The organism is Tistrella sp. (assembly GCF_002684955.1).
In the GTDB taxonomy this organism is placed as follows: domain Bacteria; phylum Pseudomonadota; class Alphaproteobacteria; order Tistrellales; family Tistrellaceae; genus Tistrella; species Tistrella mobilis.
In genome coordinates, this window is record NZ_NYWI01000076.1 from 62973 (window position 1) to 88184 (window position 25212).

Below are 25212 nucleotides of genomic sequence, written 5' to 3' on the forward strand. Positions count from 1 at the left end.
CTTCATGAGGCCGGTGGCGCACGCCGATGGGGGCTTGCAAGCTGGAACAAAAAGAGTACATAGTGATTGCAGGCGGCGGTGCTTGCATCGGGTGACCGCCTGTGGAACAAGAGGGGCGTGGCCATGGTGCCCATGGTTCAAACCGAACTGCGCCTGACAGGCAAGGACGAGATGGACAAGCAGAAGGCACTCGAAGCCGCGCTCGGTCAGATCGAGCGCGCGTTCGGCAAGGGCTCGGTGATGAAGCTCGGCCAGCAGGAAAAGGTCGATGTGGATGTCGTGCCGACGGGCTCTCTCGCCCTTGACATCGCTCTCGGCGTGGGGGGCTATCCTCGCGGCCGCGTGATCGAGATCTACGGCCCGGAAAGCTCGGGCAAGACCACGCTCGCGCTGCACGCGATCGCCGAGGCACAGCGCGGCGGCGGCACCTGCGCCTTCGTCGATGCCGAGCACGCGCTGGACCCGTCCTATGCGCGCAAGCTGGGCGTGAACATCGACGAACTGGTGATCAGCCAGCCCGACACCGGCGAACAGGCGCTGGAAATCGCCGACACGCTGGTCCGCTCGGGCGCGATCGACGTGCTGGTGGTGGACAGTGTCGCGGCGCTGACGCCGAAGGCCGAGCTTGAGGGCGAGATGGGCGACAGCCATGTCGGCCTGCAGGCCCGGCTGATGAGCCAGGCGCTGCGCAAGCTCACCGGCTCCATTTCGCGCTCGCGCTGCGTTGTGATGTTCATCAACCAGATCCGCATGAAGATCGGTGTGATGTATGGCAGCCCCGAGACGACCGCGGGCGGCAATGCGCTCAAGTTCTACGCCTCGGTGCGCCTCGACATCCGCCGCATCGGCGCGGTGAAGGAGCGTGACGAGGTCGTCGGCAGCCAGACCCGCGTCAAGGTGGTGAAGAACAAGGTCGCGCCGCCTTTCCGGCAGGTCGAGTTCGACATCATGTACGGCGAGGGCGTGTCGAAGACCGGCGAGCTGATCGACATGGGCGTCAAGCAGGGCATCGTCGAGAAGTCGGGCTCCTGGTATTCCTATGGCGACCAGCGCATCGGCCAGGGGCGTGAGAACGCCAAGACCTTCCTGCGCGACAACCCCGAAATCGCCCGCGAGGTCGAAAACCGGGTGCGCGAGGCCTATGGCCTGGGTGCCAACAAGACCCCGCTCTCGGTGGTCGGCGGCACGGCCTTCATGGCGTCCGACGACGAGGACTGAACCCTCTGGGGGACGGCGTGATCACCACGGGTGGTCACGCCCTGAACGCCCGCGTGGACAATGGCGGGCGGCGCGGGTAAAACGTCCGAACCCTGGGAGCGGCTGAACCTGAATGGCCGGGCCTCCGGGTGGGGCGGCGACGCATGGGGATCCTGGGATCCCCGGGGTCGCCGGCACCGCCTGCGGGGCTCGTTGCCGTTAAGGCCGAAGGGGCTGTTGAAGCCAGGGGCGCAGATGGCCGGAAACAATCCGGCCCGGCCCCCCGTTCCGTCGATCTTCACCTGCGTTTGCAACACGGGATGGCGTTTTCCACCATGACCAGCGCGACCGAGATCCGCCGGACCTTCCTCGACTTCTTCGCGAAGAACGGCCACGAGGTGGTCGCGTCGAGCCCGCTGGTCCCGCAGAACGACCCGACCCTGCTGTTCACCAACGCCGGCATGGTCCAGTTCAAGAACGTGTTCACCGGCGCCGAGAAGCGGCCCTATGACCGGGCGGCGACCTCGCAGAAATGCGTGCGCGCGGGCGGCAAGCACAACGATCTGGACAATGTCGGCTATACTGCCCGGCACCACACCTTCTTCGAGATGCTGGGCAATTTCTCGTTCGGCGACTATTTCAAGGAACAGGCGATCGATCTGGCCTGGAACCTGGTCACGCGCGAATTCGGCCTGCCCAAGGACCGGCTGCTGGTCACCGTCTATCACACCGATGACGAGGCGGCGGGCTACTGGAAGAAGATCGCGGGTCTCTCCGACGATCGGATCATCCGCATCGCGACCAGCGACAATTTCTGGGCGATGGGCGATACCGGCCCCTGCGGCCCGTGTTCCGAGATCTTCTTCGACCATGGCGAAGGCATCCCCGGCGGCCCTCCCGGCAGCCCGGACGAGGATGGCGACCGCTTCATCGAGATCTGGAATCTGGTTTTCATGCAGTACGAGCAGATCGCGCCGGGCAACCGGCTCGACCTGCCCAAGCCGTCGATCGACACCGGCATGGGGCTGGAGCGGATTGCGGCCATCCTGCAGGGCCAGCACGACAATTACGACATCGATATCTTCCGCCGGCTGATCTCGGCCTCGGCCACCGCCAGCGGTACCGAGCCCGACGGCCCGTTCAAGATGTCGCACCGGGTGATCGCCGATCATCTGCGCTCGTCGGGCTTCCTGATCGCCGACGGCGTGCTGCCGTCGAACGAGGGCCGCGGCTATGTGCTGCGCCGGATCATGCGCCGTGCCATGCGCCATGCCCATAAGATGGGCGTGGCCGAGCCGCTGATGTACCGGCTGGTGCCGGCGCTGATCGAGACCATGGGCGACCATTATCACGAGCTGCGCCGCGCCCAGGCCCTGATCACCGAGACGCTGAAGCTGGAAGAGACCCGCTTCCGTCAGACCCTCGACCGCGGCATGCGCCTGCTGGAAGAGACCACCCAGACGCTGGGTGCCGACGAGAAGCTGCCGGGCGAGGTGGCCTTCCGCCTTTACGACACCTATGGCTTCCCGCTCGACCTGACCCAGGACGTGCTGCGTGCCGAGGGCCGCGGGGTGGATACCGCCGGTTTCGAAACCTCGCTCGCGGAAGCCCGCGCCAAGGCCCGTGCCTCGTGGTCGGGCTCGGGCGAAGCCGCTACCGACCGGGTGTGGTTCGAGGTGCGTGACGCCGCGGGCGCCACCGAATTCCTTGGCTATGGCGCCACGGCGGCCGATGGCGTGGTGCAGGCGGTGCTGGTCGATGGCGCCCCGGTCGATGCCGCGGAAGCCGGCAGCCAGATCGCCCTGGTGGTCAACCAGACGCCGTTCTATGGCGAGAGCGGCGGCCAGATGGGCGATACCGGCCGGATCACCGGCGAGGGCGGGCTCGAGATCGAGGTCACGGATACGGCGAAGAAGCTGGGTGATCTGATCATCCATATGGGCCGCGTGGTTGCGGGCCGGGTGGCGAAGGGTGCCGCGGTGCGGCTGACCGTCGATACCGCCCGGCGCGATGCCCTGCGCGCCCATCACTCGGCCACCCATCTGCTGCATGCGGCCCTGCGCCGCCGTCTGGGCGATCACGTCACCCAGAAGGGCTCTCTGGTCGCGCCCGACCGGCTGCGCTTCGACTTCTCGCAGCCGACCCCGATCGCGCGTGAGGATCTGAAGGCGATCGAGGCCGACGTCAACCGGCTGATCCGCGCCAATGGCGAGGTCGGCACCCGGCTGATGACGCCCGACGAGGCCATCGCCCAGGGGGCCATGGCGCTGTTCGGCGAGAAGTACGGCGACGAGGTCCGGGTGGTCGACATGGGCAGCCTGCTCGGCGAAGACGGCCGCAATTCGGCCTATTCGGTCGAGCTGTGCGGCGGTACCCATGTCACCCGCACCGGCGATATCGGCCTGTTCAAGATCGTCTCGGAAAGCGGCGTCGCTGCCGGCGTCCGCCGGATCGAGGCGGTGGCGGGCGATGCGGCGCTGGCCTATGTGGAGCTGCAGCAGGACCGTCTGGCCGAGGCGTCCTCGGTGCTGAAGGCGCCGGCGGCCGAACTGGTCGACCGCATTCAGGGCCTGCTCGACGAGCGCAAGAAGCTGGAAGCCGAGGTGGCGAAGCTGCGCCGCGACATCGCGACCGGCGGTGCCGGCGGCGGCGAGCAGATCGAGCAGATCGGCGATGTGCGCTTCGCCGGCCGCGTGCTCGACGGCGTGCCGGCCAAGGAACTCCGTGGGGTTGCCGATGCGCTGAAGAAGCAGGTCGGCTCGGGCGTGATTGCGATCGTGGGCGTCCACGAGGGCAAGGCCGGCGTCGTGGTCGGCGTCACCGAAGACCTGACCGGCCGGTTCAGCGCCGTGGATCTGGTCCGCGCCGCGGCCGAGGCCATGGGCGGCAAGGGCGGCGGCGGCCGTCCCGACCTGGCCCAGGCCGGCGGCCCCGAGGCCGACAAGGCGGCCGATGCGGTGAAGGCGGTCGCGGCGGCGCTCGCCGGCTGACCGGTCGACGGGTCCTGGTTCCGAACGGGCGGCAGGTCATCACCTGCCGCCCGTTTTCGTCAGGGGGCCCGTATCGTCAGCGCGCATCGTCAGTTCCAGTCGTCGGGCTCTGCCGTCGTGACCCTGAGCAGGCGAAAGCCGGCCTTCAGATAGGCCCCGAAGGCGCGGGCATGGTCGGTGGTGTCGGTATGGAGCACGACGCGGGCCGCGCCGGCATCGAACGCCGTGCGAAGCGCATGGTCGAGCAGGAAGCCGCCCCAGCCGCGGCCCTGGGCGGCGGGGGCCAGGCCGAAATGCACGATCTCGGCAGCCGGGGCCGCGGGCGTGCCATGGGCGAGGTCCAGTTCCACGAACCCCAGAACCGTGCCGGCGGCATCCCGTGCGATCAGCACCCGCCGGCCCGGGCGGTCCAGGATCGCCTGCAGCGCGTCATGCGTCAGGCTCAGGCGGCGCGACCAGCCATGGGGGCCGCCCACGGCGCGATAGGCGGCAAGATAGGTTTCGATGTCGCCATCGGCCTGCATCAGGTGCAGGTCGGCCGGCTGCGGCCGGGGCGGGCCGGGCGGCGGCTGATCCGTGCCGAACCAGCTGAAGACCACCCGACTGCCGGTCATGCCGCCGCCTCGGCCGCCAGTTGATCCAGCGCCGCGGCGGGGTCGGCATCCAGGGTGATGGCGACCAGCGTCGGTTCCCCCGGCAGATCGGCATCGCGGCCGAGCGGCATGGCCGGGTAGAGCCGGTGCTGCACGCCATGCAGGGCGGCGCCCGGGCGGTCGCCCTCGGGCGGCAGCAGACCTTTCAGCCGCAGCAGCGACGGCCCCATCCGGGCGGCCAGGCGCTCTGCGGCGCGGATCACCCGCGCCTGCGAGGTGCCGGCCGGCAGCCGCCGGGTGGCGGTGGCGATGCGGGCATCGGCGGTGTGGTGGTGGCCGTGATGATGATCGTGCCCATGGTCGTGATCGTGCCCGTGATCATGGTGATGATGCCCATTCCCCGGAATCGAACAGGCGCCGTCGGCACAGATCCGGCGATCGGCCGCCGCTTCGGCGGCAAGCCAGGCGCGGGCGCTGTCGCCCCGGGCTTCGGGCGCATAGGGCAGGGGGGCGATCAGCCGGTCGGGATCGGCCAGCGCCGCCTCTCGCGGCAGGATCAGGGCGCCCGGGTTCAGCGCCTGCAGCCGTGCCGTCAGTGCCGCCGTGGCGGCGGCCCCGGCGAGATCCGCCTTGGTGATCACGATCCGGTCGGCCAGAACCGCCTGACGCAGCGCCTCTTCATGGGTGTCGCGCTGGCCGGCACCATGTTCGGCATCGACACAGGCGACGACGCCCGCCAGCGCGAACCGCGCCGCGGTCAGCGGATGGGCGGCCAGCGTGTGGATGATCGGCGCCGGATCGGCCAGGCCGGTGGTCTCGATGATCACCCGGTCCAGCCGGTCGATCTGCCCGCGGGCATGATCCAGATGCAGCCGCATCAGCGTGTCGGTGAGATCGGATCTGAGGGTGCAGCAGATGCAGCCGGCATCGATCGCCACCTGCCGTTCGCCGGCCATGCGCAGCAATTCATGGTCGATGCCCGTCTCGCCGTATTCGTTCACGATCAATGCCGTCGCCGGCGCGATCTCGGGCCGGCGGCGGAAGATCCCGGCGATCAGACTGGTCTTGCCGGCACCGAGGAAGCCGGTGATCACCAGCACGGGAATGCGGCGTTCGGTCATGGCGCGCCTCATCGGGAAGGGGGCACCAGCATAGGCAGGCCCGCAACCGTCGTCGAGACGTGACCGCCTGGGAGAATGGCCGTGTTTTCAGATGGCGGGCGGCGCCGTAGTGTTGGGGCCACGGCCCCTGGGGCTGCACGGGTTGGAGATGACGATGTTCGACAGAATTGCCGTCCTCGGGGCGGGGACGATCGGGATGAGCTGGGCGGCGCTGTTCGCCGCCAGTGGCCGCGAGGTGGTCGTCTATGACCCCGCCCCGGATACGGAAGCGCGCTGCCGCCGGCTGGTGGCGGCCAGTACCGAGGCGCTGAGCGCGCTGGGCCAGCCCCAGGCCGGCGACGACAGCCGGATGCGCTTCACCACCGACCCCGCCGAGGCGGTGGACGGCGCCGGTTTCGTGCAGGAAAGCGTGCCCGAGCGGGTCGAGGTCAAGCACGCGCTCTATGCCCGGATCGCGGATCGGCTGGCACCGCAGGCGATCATCGGCAGTTCCACCTCGGGGCTCACCCTCGGCCAGCTTCAGGCCGGATGTGCGGCGCCCGGGCGGCTGATCATCGCGCATCCCTTCAACCCGCCGCATCTGATCCCGCTGGTCGAGCTGATGGGCAACGGCCTGACAGATGCAGATGTGATCGACACCGCCGATGCTTTCTATACCGGCCTCGGCAAAGTCTGCGTGCGGCTGCACAAGGAGGTGCCGGGCCATATCGCCAACCGCCTTCAGGCGGCGATCTGGCGCGAGGCCATCCATCTTGCGGCCGAAGGCGTGGCGAGTGTCGAGGATATCGACAGGGCCGTCGCCTATGGGCCGGGGCTGCGCTGGGCGGCGATGGGGCCGGTCAGCCTGTTCCATCTGGGCGGAGGCCCGGGCGGCATCCGCGCCTTCTGCGACCATCTGGGCGGCGCCTTCCAGAGCTGGTGGCAGGATCTGGGCACGCCGATGATGACGCCCGAGGTGGTCGACATGCTGGCCGAGGGCGTGGCGGCCGGCCGTGATGCCCGCCCGATCGAGGAACTGGCGGCCGAGCGCGACCGGCTGATCCTGGCCTATCTGCTGGCGCGGGGGAGCAGGACGACGCCCTCCTCCTGAACACTGATCCTGAAAAGACGACGGGCGCGGCAGGAAACCCTGCCGCGCCCGCGATCGTCAGCCCTCTGCCTTGACGGCAGGTCCTCAGGAAGCCATGGCCTTCTTGAGGTTCTCGTCGATCTTGTCGAGGAAGGCGTTGGTGTTCAGCCACGCCTGATCCTTGCCGACCAGGATCGCCAGATCCTTGGTCATGTGGCCGGCCTCGACGGTCTCGACGCAGACCCGCTCCAGGGTCTCGGCGAAGCCGATCAGGGCGTCGTTGCCGTCGAACTTGCCGCGATAGCCGAGGCCCCGGGTCCAGGCGAAGATCGAGGCGATCGGGTTGGTCGAGGTCTCGCGGCCCTTCTGGTGCTCGCGGAAATGACGGGTGACGGTGCCATGGGCGGCCTCGGCCTCCACGGTCTTTCCGTCCGGCGTCATCAGCACCGAGGTCATCAGACCCAGCGAGCCGAAGCCCTGGGCGACGGTGTCGGACTGCACGTCACCGTCATAGTTCTTGCAGGCCCAGACGAAACCGCCGTCCCACTTCAGGGCCGAGGCGACCATGTCGTCGATCAGGCGATGCTCGTAGACGATGCCGGCGGCCTTGAACTGGTCGGCGAACTCGGCGTCGAAGACCTCCTGGAACAGGTCCTTGAAGCGGCCGTCATAGGCCTTCAGGATCGTGTTCTTGGTCGACAGATACACCGGATAGCCGCGCTGCAGGCCGTAATTCATGCAGGCGCGCGCGAAGCCGCGGATCGACTCGTCCAGGTTGTACATCGCCATGGCGACGCCCGAGCCCGGGAACTTGAACACCTCGTACTCGATCGCTTCGCCGCCGTCTTCCGGCTGGAAGCGGACGGTCAGGGTGCCCTTGCCCGGCACCTTGAAGTCGGTCGCGCGATACTGGTCGCCAAAGGCATGACGGCCGATCACGATCGGCTGGGTCCAGCCCGGCACCAGGCGCGGCACGTTGCGGCAGATGATCGGCTCGCGGAAGACGGTGCCACCCAGGATGTTGCGGATGGTGCCGTTCGGCGACTTCCACATCTGCTTCAGCTTGAACTCCTCGACGCGGGCCTCGTCGGGGGTGATGGTCGCGCACTTCACGCCGACGCCGTGCCTGGCGATCGCCTCGGCGGCGTCCACCGTCACCTTGTCGTTGGTCGCGTCGCGATGCTCGACGCCGAGATCGTAATAGAGAAGGTCGACGTCGAGATAGGGCAGGATCAGCTTGTCCTTGATGAACCGCCAGATGATGCGGGTCATCTCGTCACCGTCCAGTTCGACGACAGGATTGGCGACCTTGATCTTGGTCATGCGGACGATCTCCTCGGCGATGCGCGGCACCCCGGGGGCGCCGTTGCGACCGGGGCGGCTCCCGGGCCGGGACGGTCCGGGGCGGCAAACGCCGGTCGCGATCGGCGCGCAACATAGCATCGTGCGCGGCCGTTGCAAACCGGCCGCAAACAGCTTCCGCAGATACCGAAGATTGCGCGTGCACCGCACCGGCTTGACCCGGGGCGCGGTTCGGACCACGGTCTTCGGCACAGCCGCTTCACCACTGGAAGGCCCTCTCCGTTGACCGACCTGTTCAGCCTTGTCGAGCACCCGCTGGCGGTGACCCTGATCTGGCCGTTCGCACTGGGGCTGTTGCTGCCGCCGGTGCTGCGCTGGCTGGCGGGCGGCGCCACCGGCTGGCGGATCGCGGTGGTGGCGGTGCCGCTGGGGCTGCTGGCCGGGCTGGTGCTGATGCTGGGCCGGCCGGCGCTGCCGCCCCCATCCAGCACCCAGAAACTGCCCTATCTGCTGACGGCCGCCGCCGCAGCGGCGGCCATGCTGGGGCTGCTCGACCCCAGGCCCGCCCGGATCGCCGCCATCCCCGCCGCTCTTCTGGTGGTGGGCGGCGGCACGCTCTGGATGGCCGGCGCCCGGCTTGGCCGGTACGAAACCATCGATCTGGTGCTGCTGCTGGGCGGGCTGGGCCTGGGCTTTGCCGCCCTGCTCGGCCGGTTGAGCCAGAAGGCCGAAACCGACGGCGCCGGGCGCCAGCTGCTGGTGATCCTGGCGGCGCTGGGCCTGGGCTTCGTGGCGATCAATGGCGGCAGTGCCTCGGTGGGGCAGGCGGGGTTCATGGCCGCAGCCGCCGGGGCGGGCTTCCTGCCCTGGCTGCTTCTGCCCGGCCGGGCCGCCTTCGGGCAGGCCGGTGTCGTTGCCGCCGGCGGTTCGCTGGCGCTGCTGGCCGCCCATCTGGTGCTGTCGCGGCCAAGCGGTCTGGTCGTGGCCTGCCTCGCCATCCTGCTGCTGGTGCCCTTCGCCGACGGGCCCGCGGCGCGGCTGTCCAACCGTTTGGGCATCGGCCAGGGGCGGTTCGGAAAGCCGGCCCGACTGGTGGTGCTGGGGCTGGTCGCCGCCGTGCCGGCGGCGATTGCGGTGGCGATCGCCATCCTGGTGGGGGCGGGCCTGCCGTCCTGAGCGGTCGGGGGCCTCAGCCGGCGTTGAAGCATTCCGGGATGACGTTTAATGTTCCTGCGGACGGGAATGCGTGACCACGCACGACGTGTGGTCCGCAAGGGGAGGCGCAGGTGACGTCACGGAATATCGCCATCATCGCGGTTCTGGCCGCGATCATCGCCGCCATCGCCGGATGGCTGATCTGGGGTGGGGACGCGGAGGACAAGGCCGTGGCCACCGCACCGGTGCCGACGGCCCCGGCACCCGCGACACCGGCCCCTGCAGCTTCAGCGCCGCAGGCCCCGGCGCCTCAGACCGCGGCACCTCAGACCACGGCGCCTCAGACCGCGGCGCCCGAGGCCGCGGCGCCCGAGGCCGCGGCGCCCGAGGCCGCGGCTCCGCAGGCATCCGCGCCCGAGACGGCGGCCTCCGCACCGGCACCCGCGCCAGTCGCCGAGGCCACCGGCCGCGACGTGCTGGTGAAGCCCGCCACGCCTGAACCCGCCGCACCGGCGCCTGCCCCCGGGGCCGTCGCCGAACCGGCAGCGCCCAGTTTCGACATCGTGCGGGTCAATCCGCGCGGTGACACCGTGGTCGCCGGCCGCGCCGAGCCCAATGCCGAAGTGGTGCTGCGCGACGGCGGCACCGAAATCGGCCGCGCCCGGGCCGACGAGCGGGGCGAATGGGTGATCCTGCCCGAAAAGCCGCTCAACCGCGGCAATCGCGAACTCGACCTGGAAGCGACCCTGCCCGGGGGCGCGAAGGTGAAATCGAAGGATGTCGTGGTGCTGGCCGTGCCCGACACGGCCCCCCAGGCCTCGGCGGCGGCGGGGGATGCGAAGCCCCAGCCGGATCAGCCGATGGCGGTGCTGATGCCGCGTGACGGCGACGGCACCGGCCGTCTGCTTCAGCGCAGCGACCCGACCGGCGTGTCGGAAGGCCCGCTCAGCCTGGAAGTGATCGATTACGACGATCAGGGCCGGGTCAGCCTGTCGGGGCGGGCCCGGGCCGGCAAGGAAGTGCGGATCTATCTCGACAACGACCTGATCGCCACCGCCCGGCCCGACCCCGATCGCGGCGGCATCTGGGTGGTGACGCCCGAAGGCCGGATCCCGGAAGGCAAGGCGACCCTGCGGGTGGACCTGGTCGACGAAGGCGGCAAGGTGCTGGCGCGGCTGGAAACCCCGTTCTCGCGCGCGGCCTCGCCGATGATGCTGCCCGAGGGCCAGACCTATGTCGTCATCCAGCCCGGCGACTATCTGTGGCGCATCGCCCGCGCCACCTATGGCCAGGGCATCCGCTACACCACCATTTTCGAAGCCAATCGCGACCAGATCCGCAACCCGGACCTGATCTATCCGGGCCAGGTCTTCGTCCTGCCCGGGCATGACGGCTGATCAGCCGCCGATCCGCCCCTGGCGGGCCGAGATCCGGGCGGCGGCGACCCCGGCCAGGCTGATGGTCGCCGCAGCCAGCCCGACCGCCGCGAAGCCGTGGGCGGCCATCACCAGCCCCAGAACCGCGGTGCCGGTGCTGATGCCCAGATAGGTGACGGCGCTCATCAGCGCCATCACCAGCCCGCGGGCGGTGCCGGCACGTTCGGTGGCCAGCGTGTTGAGCGCGGTGACCACCGTGCCCTGGGCCAGGCCCCAGAGGATCAGCGTCGCCTCGAAGGCGACCGGCCGGCCCAGGCTCTGCGACATGGCGACCATGTCGACGGCCAGAACCGCCAGCGCCACGGTGAGGGCGCGATCCTTGCCGACGCGGTCGACCAGCCGGGCGTTGAGCGTGGAGCCCGCCAGGCCAACGCCATACCAGAGCACGATGGCGCCGGCCGCCGCGGCACCGCTGCCCTCCAGATTGCGCAGCGCCGTGCCGACATAGGCATAGATGCCGTAAAACGACACCATATTGGCGAGGTTGGTTGCGAGCAGCGCCGCCACCCCCGGCCGGGTGACCGCATGGCGCAGCCGCGCCAGGAACCCGGCGGCGTCGGGGCCGCTGCCGGTAGCGGGGCCGGCGGCATTGCGCGCGGGCGGCTGCGGCAGGCGCAGCACGGCAACCGCCAGAACCAGGATGATCAGCGCCGCCGCGGTCAGCGTGCCGCGCCAGCCCAGATGTTCGGCGGCGATGCCGGCCAGCGGCACGCCGGTGACCATGGTGATCGCCCAGCCGAACATCACCCGGCCCATCACCCGGCCGCGGGCGGCGAAGGGCACCATGTCGCCGACATAGGCATAGATGGTGGGCAGCACCGCACCGCAGGCCAGGCCCGAGAGCATGCGGGCCGCCAGCAGCATGCCGAAACTCTGCGCGGTGGCGGCGACGATGCCGGCGATGGTGGCGATGACCATGCCGGCTGCGATCAGCCGCCGCCGGGGCAGATGCCCGGCGAACAGGCCGAACAGCGGTGCCGAGACCGCGACCGCCAGCCCATAGGCGCTGATCGCGAAGGCGGCATCGGTGGCGGCCATGTCGAAATCGCGGGCGATATCGATCAGCAGCGGCGCCACCGCAAAGGCCTCGGTGCCGATGCCGGCCACCGCCGCGATCAGCGCCGCCACCGCCCAGCCGGGCAGGCCGGCCGGCATGTCGGCCGCAAGGGCGGGGGAGGGCGATGGCGAGCAGGAACTGGACATCGGGGGCACCACGCATCCGGGGGAGGGATCGCGGCGCAGAATAGCCGAACGCGCGTTCGGCGGAAGAGGGAAGCGCGCGTTCAGCCCGAGGTGACGGTCCGGTCGAGCAGGGTGACGGTCAGCGTGTCGACGCTGGCCGGGTTCAGGTTCAGCTGCGGTGCCGAGAAACGTTCGGCGAAGGCGAAGTTGTATGCCTGGGAACACGGGTTCAGGGCGGCCGCCCACTGGTTCCAGTGATTGGTGATGCCGGTGGGCCACAGCGCCGCGAACAGCAGGCCCTGGCCGGGCAGGGTGGAGAACCAGTCGGAACTTGCCATGTCACCAACGGCAATCGTGCCGCCCGAGCCCTGGACGGTGACCGCCGAGCCGATGGCACCGATGTTCAGCCCGGCGAAGAGATCGCCCAGCACCCAGCCCCAGACGTCGTTGCCCGGGGTCTGAAGCGCGCCGCCATTCAGCGAAAAGGCCGGGTTCGCGCCATAGCTTGCGGCCGGGTTCAGCAGGTTCCAGCGGTCGATGGTGATGGTGACGGTGGAAAACTGGCCGGTGCTGCCCGAGAGCGTGATGGTGCCGGCTGCATCGATCGACGCGGTCAGATCGTAGGTCTGGGCCTCGTAGATCGGGCCGGTTTCCTTGTCGTTGCCGGCGAAATTGCCCTTGATCAGGGCGATGGTGCCGCCGCCGAGGCTGGTGAAGCCCGGGACCGGCGCCGTCGTCTTCGGGCCGAAGGTTTCGATCAGCGCATCGTAATAGGACAGGAAGGTGTCATAGGGCGTGGCCGGCAGGCCGGGCATGGCGTCGGTCGACGGGCTGCCGAAGGGCGGATAGCTGTTGGGGCCGATGATCCGGACGAAATTGCCCGAGCCGTCGGTGACCACGCCCGAGGCGGGGTTGAGCAGCTGCTGCGACACGCCGGCCGGCAGGGGATTGCCGTCGGCCGCGAAGGCCGCGATCACCGCTTTCGCAGCCGGCGTCGACTGCACGGGATCGCTGAGGGCCGCGAGTGCCGTGTAGACGTCGGCGGCGGTGGTGCTGCCGGTCAGCCCCGCCAGACTGCCGGTGGATGTGCCCTGGAACGAGGCTTCCAGGCTCATCGGAATGCTCCAGAAATCGATCGCCGTCAGATCGGCGCAGCCGGTCGGCGTGCCGTCGAAAGTCAGCTCGAACTTGTCGAAGATATCGTCATTGCCGGTCAGGATGGAGGCGTTCGGATCGATGGTGCACGAGGGGGCACTATAGGCCACATAGATCCGGCCGCTGGTGGTGTCTTCGATGGTGAAGCTGGTGATCGTGGACAGCGCATACCAGGTCTGGGCGGTCATCGCGGCGCCGTTGATGGTCGCGCTCAGCGAACTGCCCCAGAAGCCCAGATAGACATCCGTGTCCGGCGTGCCCGAATTGTTGGTGACGGTGAGGGTGATGGACGCCATCCTGCCGATCCCTTCTGTCAAATATGTTGCATTTTGCAATACACCGGGGTGAGGCAGGTGAGACAGGCCGCGATCGAGGGTGAGGGCGGTCCAACGGGCAGGTTTCCGATGCATTGAGCACTCCATCTTATTCGCGAAGCTTTGCCGCAAACAAGAGAGATGTGACCAATCGGCAATACAATCTTTGCGGGAGCGTTCAGCCGGCAGAGGTTTCAGCGGTCGCCGGATCGTCGAGCAGCGCCAGCGCCGTCTGCACCAGCGCGGTCAGCAGCGCCGGTTCGGGCCGCACGCGCGACAGGGTGCGCAGCCCCATCAGCGTGCCCAGCAGATGGGCGGCCAGATCCTGCGGGGCCAGACGCCTGGTCACGCTGCCATCGGCCTGACCGGCGGTGATCCGGTCCAGAAAGAAGGCCTCGATCCGCCGCAGCGCTTCGGCGACCACCTCGCGGAAGCCGGAATCATGCGGGGCCACCTCCAGCGAGGCGTTGATCAGCATGCAGCCCTTGTGATCGGGATCTGAGATCGATCGCTCCAGCGGTTCGTCGAAAAAGGCGGCGAGACCTGCGCGCGGCGCCATGGCCGAACAGCGCCGGATGCGTTCGGCGATGCCACTTTCGATGTAGTGATTCAGCGCGCGGCCATAGAGGGCACGCTTGTCCCCGAAGGCGTTGTACAGGCTGGCGCTGGTGATCCCGGTATGCTGGACCAGATCGCGGACCGAGGTCAGTTCATAGCCCCGCGCCCAGAAGCACCGGGTGGCGGCATCCAGCACCTGCTCTTCGTCGAATTCCCGCGGGCGCGCCATGGCGAAGCTCCGTCCCCCAATCGTCCTGATGCATGCGATCGGCATCTTGCCAACCGTTTTCTAACGTGCATTATAAAACAAGCGTCATAAAACACAAGACGGCGCTCCGGGAACAGAATGGATGGATGGGCGATGGCCATGCAGCAGACGGCCCCAAAAGGGCGCGGGATCGAGGGCTTCGCCTGGGCGGCGCTTGCGGTCTCGATCTTTTCGGGCTGGTTCGTGGTCACACGGCTTGCGGTGGTCCACAGCCTGGAGGTCTGGGACATCACCGCCCTGCGCTTCGGCATCGGCGCGGTGCTGCTGCTGCCGGCCCTGTTCCCGCGCGGCCGGCCGCTGCCGGCCCGGGCGTGGAAAGAGGGGCTGGTCTTCTCGCTGCTCTGGGGGGTGCCCTTCGTGCTGCTGGTCGCGGCGGGGCTGCAACTGACATCTGCGGCCCAGGCCGCTTCGATCGCCCCCACCGCTATGCCGCTGTTCGCGGGCCTGCTCGGGGCCATCTTCCTGGGGGAACGCCACGGCCTGCGGCGCTGGGCAGGCTATGGCGCCATCGTCGCGGGACAGGTGGCCCTGATCCTGATCGGCACCGCCATCCACGGTCTGCCCGATCCCGGCGGCATCCTGGCCCTGCTGGGGGCTGCCGCACTCTGGGCGGTCTATACGCTGCGCTTCCGCGGCAGCCTGATCACCCCCATCCAGTCGGCGGCGTTGATCTGCTTCTGGTCGGCGCTGCTGTTCCTGCCGGTCTATCTGGCGGCCGGCCTGTCCAGTCTGGGCACCGCCACCACGGGCGAAATCGTCGTGCAGGGCCTGTATCAGGGCGTGCTGATGAGCGCGGTGGCGGTGATCACCTTCAACCGTGCGGTCGGCCTGCTGGGGCCTGCGGCCGCGACCGGCATCATCGCCCTGGTGCCGGTGGTCGCCTCGACCCTTGCCATCCCGGTGCTGGGCGAACTGCCCGCCCCGGCCGAGGCCCTCGCCATCCTGGCGATCGCAGCCGGCGTGCTGCTGGTGGCACGCCCGGTGCGGCGACCGGCCCGATCCTGAGTTCCTCCCCCCCGAAAACAGAGAGGGTAGCCCTCGTGATCCGCTTCTATTATCACCCGACCCCGAACCCGGCGAAGGTGGCGCTGCTGCTGGAGGAAACCGGTCTGCCCTACGAGCTGGTGCCGGTCGATACCCGCAAGGGTGAGCAGCACGATCCGGCCTTCCTGGCGATCAATCCCAACGCCAAGGTGCCGGCCATCGTCGATCTCGACGGGCCCGGCGGCAAGCCGGCGCGCGTATTCGATTCGACTGCGATTCTGATTTATATAGCCGAAAAGGCTAATGGCTTTCTGGGCGCGCCCCAGGACCGGCCGGAGCTGCTGTCCTGGCTGATGTTCATCGCCTCGGGGCTGGGGCCGTTCTCGGGCCAGGCGGTGCATTTCCAGCACGCCGCCCCCGAGGGGCTGGACTATGCCCGCAACCGCTACCGCCGCGAGGCCGAGCGGCATTACGAGGTGCTGGACCGGCATCTGGACGGGCGCGACTGGATCGCGGGCGACAGCTATACCATCGCCGACATCTCGGCCTGGGGCTGGCTGGAACGTGCCGAGCGGGTGCTGAAGGGCAAGACCGATCCGCTGGCCGACTATCCCAATCTGAAGCGTCTCTTCCAGGCGGTCGATGCCCGGCCGGCGGCAGAGCGGGCCCGCAGGGCGGGCAGCGATCACGAGTTCAAGACCGTGATCGACGAACAGGCGCAACGCGCGCTCTTCCCGTCCAACTATCCCAAAGCCGGGTGAGGATGCCCATGATCGACCTCTATTACTGGCCGACCCCCAATGGCCACAAGATCACCATGTTCCTGGAAGAGACCGGGCTGGATTATCGGATCCATCCGGTCGACATCAGCGCCGGCGACCAGTTCAAGCCGGCGTTTCTGGCGATCTCGCCCAACAACCGCATGCCGGCGATCGTCGATCATGCGCCGGCCGATGGCGGCGCGCCGATCAGCGTGTTCGAATCGGGCGCGATCCTGCTCTATCTGGCCGAGAAGACCGGCCGGCTGCTGCCCACGGAACTGCGCGCCCGCAAGACCGTCACCGAATGGCTGTTCTGGCAGGTGGGCGGGCTTGGCCCCATGGCCGGGCAGAACCATCATTTCGGGCTCTATGCGCCCGAGAAGCTGCCCTATGCCATCACACGCTATGTGAACGAGACCAACCGGCTTTACGGCGTGCTCGACCGGCGGCTGAAGGGCCGGCGCTATATTGCGGGCGACGACTATTCCATCGCCGATCTGGCGAGCTATCCCTGGGTGGTGCCGTGGAAGCGCCAGCAGCAGACCCTGGACGATTTCCCCGATCTGCGCCGCTGGTTCGACGACATCCGCGCCCGGCCGGCCACGGTCCGCGCCTATGAAAAGGGTGAGCCCTACATGTCGCGGCCGACCGTGACCGAAGAGGGCAAGAAGCTGCTCTTCGGTCAGACGGCGGCGTCTACAGGCGGCAGCGGCAGCTGATCCCGGTGACGGGGGCGGGGGTCAACCCCGCCCCATCAGCATGCGGTAGCGGATCTGGTCGAAGACCACGGCCAGGATCAGCAGGGCGCCGAGCAGCACCATCTGCATATAGGAACTGATCTGGGCCAGGTTCATGCCGTTCTGGACCAGAACGATGAAGAAGGCGCCGAGCACGACGTTTTCGACCCGCCCGATGCCGCCGCGCAGCGACACGCCGGCGATGACGCAGGCGGCGATGCTCTCAAGCGCGATGGTGCCGCCCAGATTGGCCTCGCCGCTTTCCACCCGGGCGGTGAGCAGAAGCCCGGTCAGCGAGGCGATCAGCGCGCAGATCACATAGGCGAAGACCAGTACCTTCTTCGTGTCGATCGCCGACAGATGCGCCGCCTTCATGTTGCCGCCGATGGCATAGACATGCATGCCGATGCGGGTGCGGCTCATCACCACCCACATGGCCAGCGCCGCCACCGCCGCCACCAGCACCGGCACCGGCACGCCGAACAGCCGGCCGAAGCCGAAGAGGTCGGCGAATTCGAAGGGCAGGCCGGAAACCGGCACGCCGCCGGTCAGGAACAGCGAAATGCCGGCCGCGACCGAGCTGACGCCCAGGGTCATGATGAAGGGCGAGACGCCGAAGGCGGCGACGCCGATGCCGTTGACCAGGCCGATCAGCATGGCGGCGCAGAAGCCGGCGGCGGCGCCGGCCACGATCACCAGCCAGACGGCATCGGGGAAGAGCTGACCCAGCGCCGTCATCACCAGCGCCGAGACCACCGAGGTGACCGCGACCGCGGCCCCCACCGACAGGTCGAAGCCGCCGGTGATCAGCACCAGCATCTGACCCAGAGAGACCAGCATCAGATAGACCGACTGCCGGGCGACATTGACCAGATTGTCGACGGTGAGAAAGCGGTCGGAGAGGATCGTGAACACGATCAGCGCCCCGGCCAGGAAGAAGGGCAGGACACCCAGACGGACGAACAGGCGGCGCAGCGGGTTGGCGGCGGCGCCCCGGGCGGTATCGGTCATGGGGGCGGGTCCCTTGGTCATGCCGGTGGCGGGTGCGGGCGTGTCGGTCATGCGACCTCCTCCTCTTCCGCGAAGAAATGCGCCAGGACGGCCGCTTCCGAGATGCCGTCGCGGCCGAGTTCGGCGGCGATGCGGCCGCGGGAGAAGACCACCAGCCGGTGGGCGAGGTTCATCGCCTCGGGCAGATCCGACGAGATCACCACCACCGCCTTGCCGGCCTCGGCCAGATCCCGGATCAGCCGGTAGATCGCGGCGCGGGCGCCCATGTCGACGCCGACCGTCGGCTCGTCGAAGACGTAGAGCGCGTAATCGCGGCCAAGCCCTCGGCCGAACAGCGTTTTCTGCTGGTTGCCGCCCGAGAGCTGGGCGGCCGGCCGGCCGCGATAGGCGGGCGGCAGTTCCACCCGCTCCGCCACCTGCTCGCAGGTCTTGCGGATGCGCGGCCAGGGCAGCAGACCCCGGCCGGGCAGACCGGGCAGCACCCCCTGGGCCAGGTTGTCGCGCACCGTGAAGGCAAGCTGCAGCCCCTCGGTCTTGCGATCCGGCGGCAGATAGTACGCGCCCGCCGCCATCATGGCGCGGGTGGAGCGGCCCGTGACATCCTGCGCCGCTTCCCGGTCATGCCAGATCACCCGGCCTGCTTCCACCGGCAACAGACCCATCATGGCGCGGAAGGCGCGTGATTTGCCCGAGCCGACCAGCCCCGCCACCCCTAGCACCTCGCCCGGGCGGATGTCGAGATCGATGCCGTCGACACCCCAGGCCTTCAGCCCGCGGATCGTGACCAGCGGCACTTGCGGGGCATGGGCGATGGCGGGGTAGATTTCGGTGATCGCGCGGCCGGCCATCAACTCGACCAGCGTCGCCTCGTCGGTGCTCTGCATCGGATAGGTGCCGATCTTCGTGCCGTCGCGCAGCACGGTGATCCGGTCGGCGATGCGGGCGAATTCCTGGATGCGATGCGAGATGTAGATGATGCCGACACCCTGGGCCTTCATCGCCGTCACCACCTTGAACAGATGGTCGACCTCGCGATCGGTCAGAGAGGCGGTGGGCTCGTCCAGGATCAGCAGCGAAACCTTGCCCTGCAGCGCCTTGGCGATCTCGACCATCTGCTGTTCGGCACGGCTGAGATCCGACACCCTGCGGCGCGGATCGATGCGGAAATCGAGCCGGGCGAACAGCGCATCGGCGGCCCGGCGCATGGCCGGCCGGTCGATGAACGGCCCGGCCTTCAACTCGTTGCCGAGGAAGATGTTCTCGGCCACCGACAGGGTCGGGACCAGGGAGAATTCCTGAAAGACCGCCGAAATCCCGGCCATGCGGGCATCGGCGACCGAGTGGAAGGCGACCGGTCGGCCGTCGAGGCGGATCTCGCCCTCGCTCGGCGTCGAGGCGCCGGCGAGCATGGAGATGAGTGTGGATTTGCCGGCGCCGTTCTCGCCGAACAGCACATGGACCTCGCCGCGCCGGAGGTCGAAATCGACCGCGTTCAGCGCCGTGACGCCCGGATAGCGTTTGGTCAGCCCCCGGGTTTCGATCAGGGGCGGCGGGCTGGTGTCTGATGTCTGGGCCATGGTCTCGGGCTGCCTGCTCGTTGACTGCGGGGGTGCGCAGACCGGCAGGGTGCGGACGGATCCGGCACCCCACCGGTGGAGCGGTTCGGGATCGGCCCGGTATCAGTTCACCGAGAAGACCGGCGAGAAGTTCTCGGGCGGCAGGATGCTTTCGCGCGCCACCTTGCCGATATTCTTCTGGTCGACCACGAAGATCTTCGGGCCGACATGCTTCACATAGTCCTTGCCTTCCAGGATGCGCACCGCCTGATCGACGGCGATGCGGCCCTGAATGACCATGCTGTCGGCCGGTGCCGCTTCGATGAAGCCGCGCCTGATGCCCTGATAGACGCCGGGGGTCATGTAGAAGGCGAGGATGCCGACCTTGTCGGTGAGGCCGCGTTCCCGCAGCAGGCCCTGGGCGGCCTCGGCGGTCACCGCGGTGCCGGCGATATAGGCGACGTCGGGCGTGGCCTGGAGCACGTCTTCCACCAGGCGCAGCTGGGCTTCCTTGCCGGTATCGCCATAACGCGGTTCCAGCACCTGAACCGCCGAGCCCTTGACCGCGTCCATGAAGCCCTTATGGGCGGCTTCCACCCAGCCGGCGCCCGCGGGCCCCGGGAACCAGCCGACCTTGACCGGGGCGGAGCCGGCCGGATGCTTGGCCGCCAGATACTTACCGGTCTCGCTGCCCATGGTGTAGAACGACACCAGCGACTTGGCGGCCAGTTCGGGCGAGGAGATGCCGTTGATCACGTCGATCACCGGGATCTTCTTTTCCGCCAGTTCCTTGACCAGATTGTTGAGCCCGTCATACGAGATCGCGCCGATTACCACGGCCTGGGCGCCCGAGGCGACGCAATCCTCGATCTGGCTGATCTGCTTGGGCAGTTCGGTATAGCCGCCGGCCTCGACCACGTTCAGCTTCACGCCCAGGCGCTTCGCCTCTTCGGTGACGCCATAGTCGACGCCCAGCCAGTAGGCATCCTTCATGTGCGGGAAGGACACGCAGACGTTCCACGGCTTGGACGCCTTGTCGAGCGGCACATAGTCGATGTCCTTCGACGTGCCGTCGGCCGAGAAGGCCGGGGTCACCTCGGCGGCGGGATAGGGAAACCAGTCCGCGGCCTGGGCAGCGCCTGTGAAGAGCGTGCCGGCCAGAAGAGCGATCGCGAGCTTTTTCATGACGTGAGCCTCTGATGTCGTCTTTGAACGTTCACGTTGTTTCGTGTTTGTTCTTGTTTTCGGCTGTCTTCTTCTTGCTCAGGCGGGTAGGCAGGTGGTCTGGTCCTCCGGGCGGTCTCCCCCGCCCGGAGGACCGGTCATCGGTCAGACCAGGGCATCGTGCAGGCGGGCGATCAGCGAGGCGCGATCCCGGCGGGCGGTGAGCGCGGTCGCCATGTCGACCTTCACGAAGCGGGTGGGGGTGTGCGGCTGCAACTGGCCGATCAGGTCCATATCGGCCGAGATGACGGCGCCCAGGGTGAAATAGCCGCCGCCCGAGACCGCATCGCGATGCAGCACGATCGGCTCGGAGCCGCCGGGCACCTGGATCGAACCGTACTGATAGCAGCCGTCGACGATGTTGGAGGGGTCGGAGCCGGCGCCGAAGGGCTGCTCGCGCGGCTCGAAGCTGAACGGCCGGCCGCCGCGGAAGCGGTAGCCGATGCGGTCGGCCTCGGGCGCCACCTTCCAGTCATCCTCGAAGAAGTTGCGGCCGGCCTCTTCGGTGATCAGACGCCAGTAGAGGCCGGGCAGCACCCGGATTTCGGCCGGCGTGCGGGGCAGGCGGCGCAGGCTGGGGGCAACCGAGCGGCCTTCATCGGCCCCCGGCCCCTCGCCCAGCGGCAGAAGATCCCCCGCGGCGAGCGCCCGGCCCTGGAAGCCGCCGAGGGCGCCGAGCGCATAGGTCGAGCGGCTGCCCAGCGCCTCGGGCACGTCGATGCCGCCCGAGACCGCGACATAGGCGCGGGCACCGGCCTGCAGATAGTCGAAGCTCAGCACCTGGCCGGCCTTGACCTTGAAGGCGGTCCAGCCGGGTTTCGGCTCGCCGTCGAGCTTCGGCGGCAGATCGGCGCCGGTGACGGCGACCGTGGCGTCGCGCTGGAATTCGAGCTGCGGGCCCAGGAACACCGCCTCCAGCCCGGCCGCATTTGCCGGGTTGCCGACCAGCAGATTGGCGGCGATGAGCGAGAGGGTGTCCATCGCGCCCGAGACGGGGATGCCCAGATGGAAATAGCCGGGCCGGCCCAGATCCTGGACGGTGGTGGCGAGGCCGGGGTTCAGAACCTTAATCGCCATCGAGGGCCTCCATCAGCCGGGCGTTGGTGCCGTCGATATCCGCCTTGAAGGCATCGAGATCGAAGGAAACCGGGCGGATGCGCGGGACATAGGTGTTCGCCGCAACCCGGGCCGTGATGGCGTCGTATTCGGCGCGGTCGATCGGCTTCCACTTCACGATGTCGCCCGGGCGGAAGAAGACCATGAAGTCCTGAAGGTAGGAGATCGACTGTTCGGGGTCGTAGATCGGCATCGGCGTGATGCCGAACATCTGATAGCCGCCGGCCCCCCGCACCGAATAGATGCACGAGAAACACCCGCCATATCCCACCGTCAGCTTGGGCGTATCGGTGCGGGGGCGCAGATATTTCGGCACCTGCAATTGCCGGTCGCGCTCCACCAGCTGGTAGAGGAAGGGCAGGCCGGCCACGAAACCCACCATCGACACGAACCAGGGCGCGGAATGATGGGCGCGGATGAAGCCCGCGGCATCGTCGAACCCGTTGATCCGGGCGGCATAGTCCAGATCGGTGCCGCTCGGGTCCTGGTGGCGCTCGCGGAAGCGCATCAGGGTCTCGTGGGTCCAGGGATCCTGGTAGTAGACCGGAATTTCGATGATCCGGGTATCGAGGCGCTTCGGCCCCTCTTCGGCCGCAGCTTCCAGCGCCTTCAGCTTCGCCATCATCTCGTCGGGCGCGATGACGTCGGGGTCGAACCTGACCTGGAAACTGGCATTGGCGGGGCAGACCTCGGTCACCCCGGCAATCGCCGCGGCCTTGACCGCGTTGCTCATGGTGAGCGCCTTGAAGAAGGCGTCGAGCGACATCTCTTCGTCCATTTCGACGAAGATGTGCTCGTCACCCCCGAAGGAATAGCGCGTCTTCATCCGGTCCTCCTATCGGGTGGCGAGGCCGCCGGCGGCCAGCCAGGCTTCGAGGAACTGGGTATGGGTGCGGTTCTCGCGCACCTCGGGCGATGCGGCGAGGGCCGCATGCAGCGGAATGGTGGTCTTGAGCCCGTCGATCCGGATGGCCTCCAGCGCCGCCGCCATCGCGTCGATCGCCGCCCCGCGGTCCTCGCCGGTGACGATCAGCTTGGCCAGCAGCGAGTCGTAGAAGGGCGGGATCTGATAGCCTTCGTAGATCATGCCGTCGAAGCGGATATGCGGGGCCTCGGGCACCGACATCGCGCCCACCAGCCCGGGGAAAGGCATGAAGCTGTTGGCGGGATCCTCGGCATTGATCCTGACCTCGATCGCATGGCCGTGGAGGCGGACATCCTGTTGTGCGATCGTGAGCGACTCGTCGCCGGCGATGCGGATCATCCAGGCGACCAGATCGATGCCGGTCACCATTTCGGTCACCGGATGCTCCACCTGAATGCGGGTGTTCATCTCGATGAAGTAGAAGCGGTTGGCGGCGTCGTCATAGAGGTATTCGAGCGTGCCGGCACCGCGGTAGCTGACGGACCGGGCAAGTGCGACCGCCGACGCGCAAAGCTCGGCGCGGGTGGCCTCGTCCAGGCAGGCGGCGGGGGCTTCCTCCCAGACCTTCTGGCGTCGGCGCTGCAGGGAGCATTCGCGCTCGAAGCAATGGATGGCATGGCGGCCGTCGCCCAGGATCTGGACCTCGATATGCCGGGCATCGCGGATGACCCGCTCCAGATAAAGCCCGCCATCGCCGAAGGCCGCCTCGGCCTCGGATGCCGCCTGCGGGGCCAGCTTGCGCAGCTCCGCCTCGTTTTCGGCGATGCGGATGCCGCGGCCGCCGCCACCGGCGGTCGCCTTGATCATCACCGGATAGCCGACGGCTTCCGCCGCGGCGACCGCGGCCTCGACATCGGCGAGCCGGCCGTCCGAGCCGGGCACCACCGGCACGCCGGCGGCGATGGCGGCGGCACGGGCGGCGGCCTTGTCGCCCATCACCCGGATGGTGTCGGCCGAGGGGCCGACGAAGATCAGCCCCGCCGCCTCGACGGCGTCGGCGAAGGCGGCGTTTTCCGCCAGGAAGCCGTAGCCCGGGTGGATCGCGTCGGCGCCGCTGGCCTTTGCGGCGTCGATGATCCGGGCGGCGTTCAGATAAGAGGCTTTCGCCGGGGCCGGGCCGATGCACACCGCCTGATCGGCCAGCCGCACCGCCAGCATGTCGGCATCGGCTTCGGAATGGCCCTGCACCGTGGCGATGCCGAGGGATTGTGCGGCGCGGACGATGCGCACCGCAATCTCCCCCCGATTGGCGATGAAGAGCTTGCGGATCGCCATCGCGCCCTCAGCCTTCAAGCTCGGCGAGCACCGCGCCCGCCATCACCGGGGTCTCGTTCTCGGCCAGGAAGCGGGTGATGGTGCCCGCGACCTCTGCCTTCACCTCGATGAACGACTTCATCACCTCGATCAGCCCGATCACCTCGCCCGGCGCGACCGTGTCGCCATCGGATTTGAAGGGCGGCTGGTCCGGGGCCGGGCGGCGATAGAAGGTACCGGGAAGCGGCGAGCGGATTTCGGCCATCGATGAGGGTCCTTCCGGCTGGCAGGAATGCGGGTGTGGTGCGGGGGCTTGAGACCGTGGAGATGCGGGGGAGGAAGGCGGCGCTGGCGGGGGGGGGGAGGGCAGTCGTCTTCAGGCCGCGGCGGAAACTTCGGCGGCATTGGCGATGCGGATGCCGGCGTCGATCAGCCCGGCGCGGATGGCAGTGCCGATCTTGAGCGCGCCCGGCGTGTCGGAATGGAAGCAGATCGATTCGAACTCGATCTCGATATCGTCGCCCTCGACGGTACGGACGCGGCCCTCCAGGCAGGCCCGGACGCATTTGCGGGCCACCTCCTCGGGGTCCAGCGCGCGCATCCGGCGGGCGAAGACGATCGATCCGGAGTTGTCGTAGTCGCGGTCGGCATAGAATTCGCGGATCACCGGCAGCCCCGCGGCGCGGGCGACCGCGCAGGTCACCGACACGTCCATGCAGTAGAGATAGGTTTCGGGACTGGACTTCAGCAGAGCCTCGACCAGCAGCTGCGACAGGGTCTCGTCGCGGGCGACTTCCATATAGAGTGCGCCATGCGGCTTGACGTGCTGAAGGCGAACGCCATGACGGCGGGCGAATTCGCGCAGCGCCCCCAGCTGATAGATGATGTCGTTCACCAGCTCTTCCGGCCGGGCCTGGATCACCCGCCGGCCGAAACCCTGCAGGTCGCGAAAGCCCGGATGGGCCCCCAGCGCCACACCGCGTTCGGCCGCCAGCCGCACCACCCGGTCCATCAGGTTGGGGTCGCCGGCATGAAAGCCGGTGGCGACATTGGCCGAGCTGATCAGGTCGAGCAGGACATCGTCCGGAGCTTCACTGATCGTCCAGTGGCCGAAGCTCTCACCGAGATCACAATTGAGATCGACCAGTCTTTTAGCCAAGCGTCTCTCTCCTGCTGCATGCGATCCGACGCGGTGGCGTGATACCGGAACGCGCTTGTTCACGTCTTCATGACAATATGGTGATCCATGATTTAACCCCTCGGCAATTTCTAAATTATGAGAATGCATTATCGAAAAAATCGAA

At 68.3% G+C, this 25212-nt stretch carries 22 protein-coding genes; 8 read left to right on the plus strand and 14 right to left on the minus strand.

What is annotated here, in order from left to right:
- The first annotated feature begins 132 nt into the window (after positions 1 to 132).
- Positions 133 to 1218, plus strand: coding sequence for a recombinase RecA (gene recA / locus CMO28_RS25660; RefSeq protein WP_296719568.1), 1086 nt, complete (start codon positions 133 to 135; stop codon positions 1216 to 1218).
- Positions 1219 to 1532: 314 nt separating this feature from the next.
- On the plus strand, positions 1533 to 4187 hold the full coding sequence (gene alaS / locus CMO28_RS25665) for an alanine--tRNA ligase (RefSeq protein ID WP_296719069.1): 2655 nt from the start codon (positions 1533 to 1535) through the stop codon (positions 4185 to 4187).
- A gap of 89 nt (positions 4188 to 4276) precedes the next feature.
- On the opposite strand, the gene CMO28_RS25670 is transcribed toward alaS, so the two are convergent.
- A complete protein-coding gene (locus tag CMO28_RS25670) occupies positions 4277 to 4801 on the minus strand; it encodes a GNAT family N-acetyltransferase (RefSeq protein WP_296719070.1) in 525 nt (174 codons plus the stop codon).
- Positions 4798 to 5901, minus strand: a complete 1104-nt coding sequence (locus tag CMO28_RS25675) for a CobW family GTP-binding protein (RefSeq protein WP_296719075.1) — start codon at positions 5899 to 5901, stop codon at positions 4798 to 4800. The genes CMO28_RS25670 and CMO28_RS25675 overlap by 4 nt, the downstream gene beginning before the upstream one ends.
- Before the next feature lie 148 nt (positions 5902 to 6049).
- Between CMO28_RS25675 and CMO28_RS25680 the strand changes: the two genes are divergently transcribed.
- On the plus strand, positions 6050 to 6991 hold the full coding sequence (locus CMO28_RS25680) for a 3-hydroxyacyl-CoA dehydrogenase family protein (protein WP_416370983.1): 942 nt from the start codon (positions 6050 to 6052) through the stop codon (positions 6989 to 6991).
- An 84-nt stretch (positions 6992 to 7075) separates the two neighbouring features.
- Here the strand turns inward: CMO28_RS25680 and CMO28_RS25685 are convergent, their stop codons facing one another.
- Positions 7076 to 8293 (minus strand): NADP-dependent isocitrate dehydrogenase, encoded by a 1218-nt coding sequence (locus CMO28_RS25685; RefSeq protein ID WP_062766159.1) that lies wholly within the window; start codon positions 8291 to 8293, stop codon positions 7076 to 7078.
- Positions 8294 to 8554: 261 nt separating this feature from the next.
- Here CMO28_RS25685 and CMO28_RS25690 point away from each other — a divergent pair, with 261 nt between their 5' ends.
- Positions 8555 to 9448: a hypothetical protein gene (locus CMO28_RS25690; protein WP_296719088.1), complete on the plus strand. Its 894-nt coding sequence runs from the start codon at positions 8555 to 8557 to the stop codon at positions 9446 to 9448.
- 110 nt (positions 9449 to 9558) lie between these two features.
- Complete coding sequence (locus CMO28_RS25695) at positions 9559 to 10824, plus strand: LysM peptidoglycan-binding domain-containing protein (protein WP_296719090.1); 1266 nt, start codon at positions 9559 to 9561, stop codon at positions 10822 to 10824.
- Here the strand turns inward: CMO28_RS25695 and CMO28_RS25700 are convergent, their stop codons facing one another.
- The 3 genes from CMO28_RS25700 to CMO28_RS25710 form a co-directional block, all read right to left on the minus strand.
- Complete coding sequence (locus CMO28_RS25700) at positions 10825 to 12066, minus strand: MFS transporter (RefSeq protein ID WP_296719093.1); 1242 nt, start codon at positions 12064 to 12066, stop codon at positions 10825 to 10827.
- An 80-nt stretch (positions 12067 to 12146) separates the two neighbouring features.
- Complete coding sequence (locus tag CMO28_RS25705) at positions 12147 to 13496, minus strand: hypothetical protein (RefSeq protein ID WP_296719099.1); 1350 nt, start codon at positions 13494 to 13496, stop codon at positions 12147 to 12149.
- 196 nt (positions 13497 to 13692) lie between these two features.
- Positions 13693 to 14301 (minus strand): TetR/AcrR family transcriptional regulator, encoded by a 609-nt coding sequence (locus CMO28_RS25710; protein WP_296719102.1) that lies wholly within the window; start codon positions 14299 to 14301, stop codon positions 13693 to 13695.
- Positions 14302 to 14439: 138 nt separating this feature from the next.
- On the opposite strand from CMO28_RS25710, the gene CMO28_RS25715 reads away from it, so the two are divergent.
- The 3 genes from CMO28_RS25715 to CMO28_RS25725 are packed head-to-tail and all read left to right on the plus strand — an operon-like array spanning position 14440 to position 16804.
- Positions 14440 to 15345, plus strand: coding sequence for a DMT family transporter (locus tag CMO28_RS25715; RefSeq protein WP_296719105.1), 906 nt, complete (start codon positions 14440 to 14442; stop codon positions 15343 to 15345).
- A gap of 35 nt (positions 15346 to 15380) precedes the next feature.
- Positions 15381 to 16085, plus strand: coding sequence for a glutathione S-transferase family protein (locus tag CMO28_RS25720; protein WP_296719107.1), 705 nt, complete (start codon positions 15381 to 15383; stop codon positions 16083 to 16085).
- 8 nt (positions 16086 to 16093) lie between these two features.
- Complete coding sequence (locus CMO28_RS25725) at positions 16094 to 16804, plus strand: glutathione binding-like protein (RefSeq protein WP_296719571.1); 711 nt, start codon at positions 16094 to 16096, stop codon at positions 16802 to 16804.
- 21 nt (positions 16805 to 16825) lie between these two features.
- Here CMO28_RS25725 and CMO28_RS25730 read toward each other — a convergent pair whose 3' ends face one another.
- The 8 genes from CMO28_RS25730 to CMO28_RS25765 all read right to left on the minus strand — a co-directional run bounded on the left by CMO28_RS25730 (position 16826) and on the right by CMO28_RS25765 (position 25067).
- The gene (locus tag CMO28_RS25730) at positions 16826 to 17833 is read right to left on the minus strand and encodes an ABC transporter permease (RefSeq protein WP_062766243.1); all 1008 of its coding nucleotides are present in this window, start codon (positions 17831 to 17833) and stop codon (positions 16826 to 16828) included.
- 47 nt (positions 17834 to 17880) lie between these two features.
- A complete protein-coding gene (locus CMO28_RS25735; protein ID WP_296719115.1) occupies positions 17881 to 19410 on the minus strand; it encodes a sugar ABC transporter ATP-binding protein in 1530 nt (509 codons plus the stop codon).
- A 102-nt stretch (positions 19411 to 19512) separates the two neighbouring features.
- Entirely contained in the window at positions 19513 to 20574 is a 1062-nt protein-coding gene (gene torT, locus CMO28_RS25740) for a TMAO reductase system periplasmic protein TorT (RefSeq protein ID WP_062766130.1), read from the minus strand.
- Between the two features lie 144 nt (positions 20575 to 20718).
- Complete coding sequence (locus CMO28_RS25745) at positions 20719 to 21690, minus strand: biotin-dependent carboxyltransferase family protein (protein ID WP_296719117.1); 972 nt, start codon at positions 21688 to 21690, stop codon at positions 20719 to 20721.
- Entirely contained in the window at positions 21680 to 22555 is an 876-nt protein-coding gene (locus CMO28_RS25750; protein ID WP_296719119.1) for a 5-oxoprolinase subunit B family protein, read from the minus strand. Before CMO28_RS25750 ends, CMO28_RS25745 begins: the two co-directional genes overlap by 11 nt.
- Positions 22556 to 22564: 9 nt before the next feature.
- Entirely contained in the window at positions 22565 to 23929 is a 1365-nt protein-coding gene (locus CMO28_RS25755) for an acetyl-CoA carboxylase biotin carboxylase subunit (protein ID WP_296719121.1), read from the minus strand.
- A 7-nt stretch (positions 23930 to 23936) separates the two neighbouring features.
- Positions 23937 to 24173, minus strand: a complete 237-nt coding sequence (locus CMO28_RS25760) for an acetyl-CoA carboxylase (protein WP_014744670.1) — start codon at positions 24171 to 24173, stop codon at positions 23937 to 23939.
- A 111-nt stretch (positions 24174 to 24284) separates the two neighbouring features.
- Positions 24285 to 25067, minus strand: coding sequence for a 5-oxoprolinase subunit PxpA (locus CMO28_RS25765; RefSeq protein ID WP_296719124.1), 783 nt, complete (start codon positions 25065 to 25067; stop codon positions 24285 to 24287).
- Positions 25068 to 25212: the final 145 nt, after the last annotated feature.

What these genes read in the sequence shown, in the direction of transcription:
- recA (WP_296719568.1), top strand. Translation starts at nt 133, where the DNA reads ATGGTTCAAACCGAACTGCGCCTGACAGGCAAGGACGAGATGGACAAG.
- alaS (WP_296719069.1), top strand. Translation starts at nt 1,533, where the DNA reads ATGACCAGCGCGACCGAGATCCGCCGGACCTTCCTCGACTTCTTCGCG.
- CMO28_RS25670 (WP_296719070.1), bottom strand. Translation starts at nt 4,801, where the DNA reads ATGACCGGCAGTCGGGTGGTCTTCAGCTGGTTCGGCACGGATCAGCCG.
- CMO28_RS25675 (WP_296719075.1), bottom strand. Translation starts at nt 5,901, where the DNA reads ATGACCGAACGCCGCATTCCCGTGCTGGTGATCACCGGCTTCCTCGGT.
- CMO28_RS25680 (WP_416370983.1), top strand. Translation starts at nt 6,050, where the DNA reads ATGACGATGTTCGACAGAATTGCCGTCCTCGGGGCGGGGACGATCGGG.
- CMO28_RS25685 (WP_062766159.1), bottom strand. Translation starts at nt 8,293, where the DNA reads ATGACCAAGATCAAGGTCGCCAATCCTGTCGTCGAACTGGACGGTGAC.
- CMO28_RS25700 (WP_296719093.1), bottom strand. Translation starts at nt 12,066, where the DNA reads ATGTCCAGTTCCTGCTCGCCATCGCCCTCCCCCGCCCTTGCGGCCGAC.
- CMO28_RS25705 (WP_296719099.1), bottom strand. Translation starts at nt 13,496, where the DNA reads ATGGCGTCCATCACCCTCACCGTCACCAACAATTCGGGCACGCCGGAC.
- CMO28_RS25710 (WP_296719102.1), bottom strand. Translation starts at nt 14,301, where the DNA reads ATGGCGCGCCCGCGGGAATTCGACGAAGAGCAGGTGCTGGATGCCGCC.
- CMO28_RS25715 (WP_296719105.1), top strand. Translation starts at nt 14,440, where the DNA reads ATGCAGCAGACGGCCCCAAAAGGGCGCGGGATCGAGGGCTTCGCCTGG.
- CMO28_RS25725 (WP_296719571.1), top strand. Translation starts at nt 16,094, where the DNA reads ATGATCGACCTCTATTACTGGCCGACCCCCAATGGCCACAAGATCACC.
- CMO28_RS25730 (WP_062766243.1), bottom strand. Translation starts at nt 17,833, where the DNA reads ATGACCGATACCGCCCGGGGCGCCGCCGCCAACCCGCTGCGCCGCCTG.
- CMO28_RS25735 (WP_296719115.1), bottom strand. Translation starts at nt 19,410, where the DNA reads ATGGCCCAGACATCAGACACCAGCCCGCCGCCCCTGATCGAAACCCGG.
- torT (WP_062766130.1), bottom strand. Translation starts at nt 20,574, where the DNA reads ATGAAAAAGCTCGCGATCGCTCTTCTGGCCGGCACGCTCTTCACAGGC.
- CMO28_RS25745 (WP_296719117.1), bottom strand. Translation starts at nt 21,690, where the DNA reads ATGGCGATTAAGGTTCTGAACCCCGGCCTCGCCACCACCGTCCAGGAT.
- CMO28_RS25750 (WP_296719119.1), bottom strand. Translation starts at nt 22,555, where the DNA reads ATGAAGACGCGCTATTCCTTCGGGGGTGACGAGCACATCTTCGTCGAA.
- CMO28_RS25755 (WP_296719121.1), bottom strand. Translation starts at nt 23,929, where the DNA reads ATGGCGATCCGCAAGCTCTTCATCGCCAATCGGGGGGAGATTGCGGTG.
- CMO28_RS25760 (WP_014744670.1), bottom strand. Translation starts at nt 24,173, where the DNA reads ATGGCCGAAATCCGCTCGCCGCTTCCCGGTACCTTCTATCGCCGCCCG.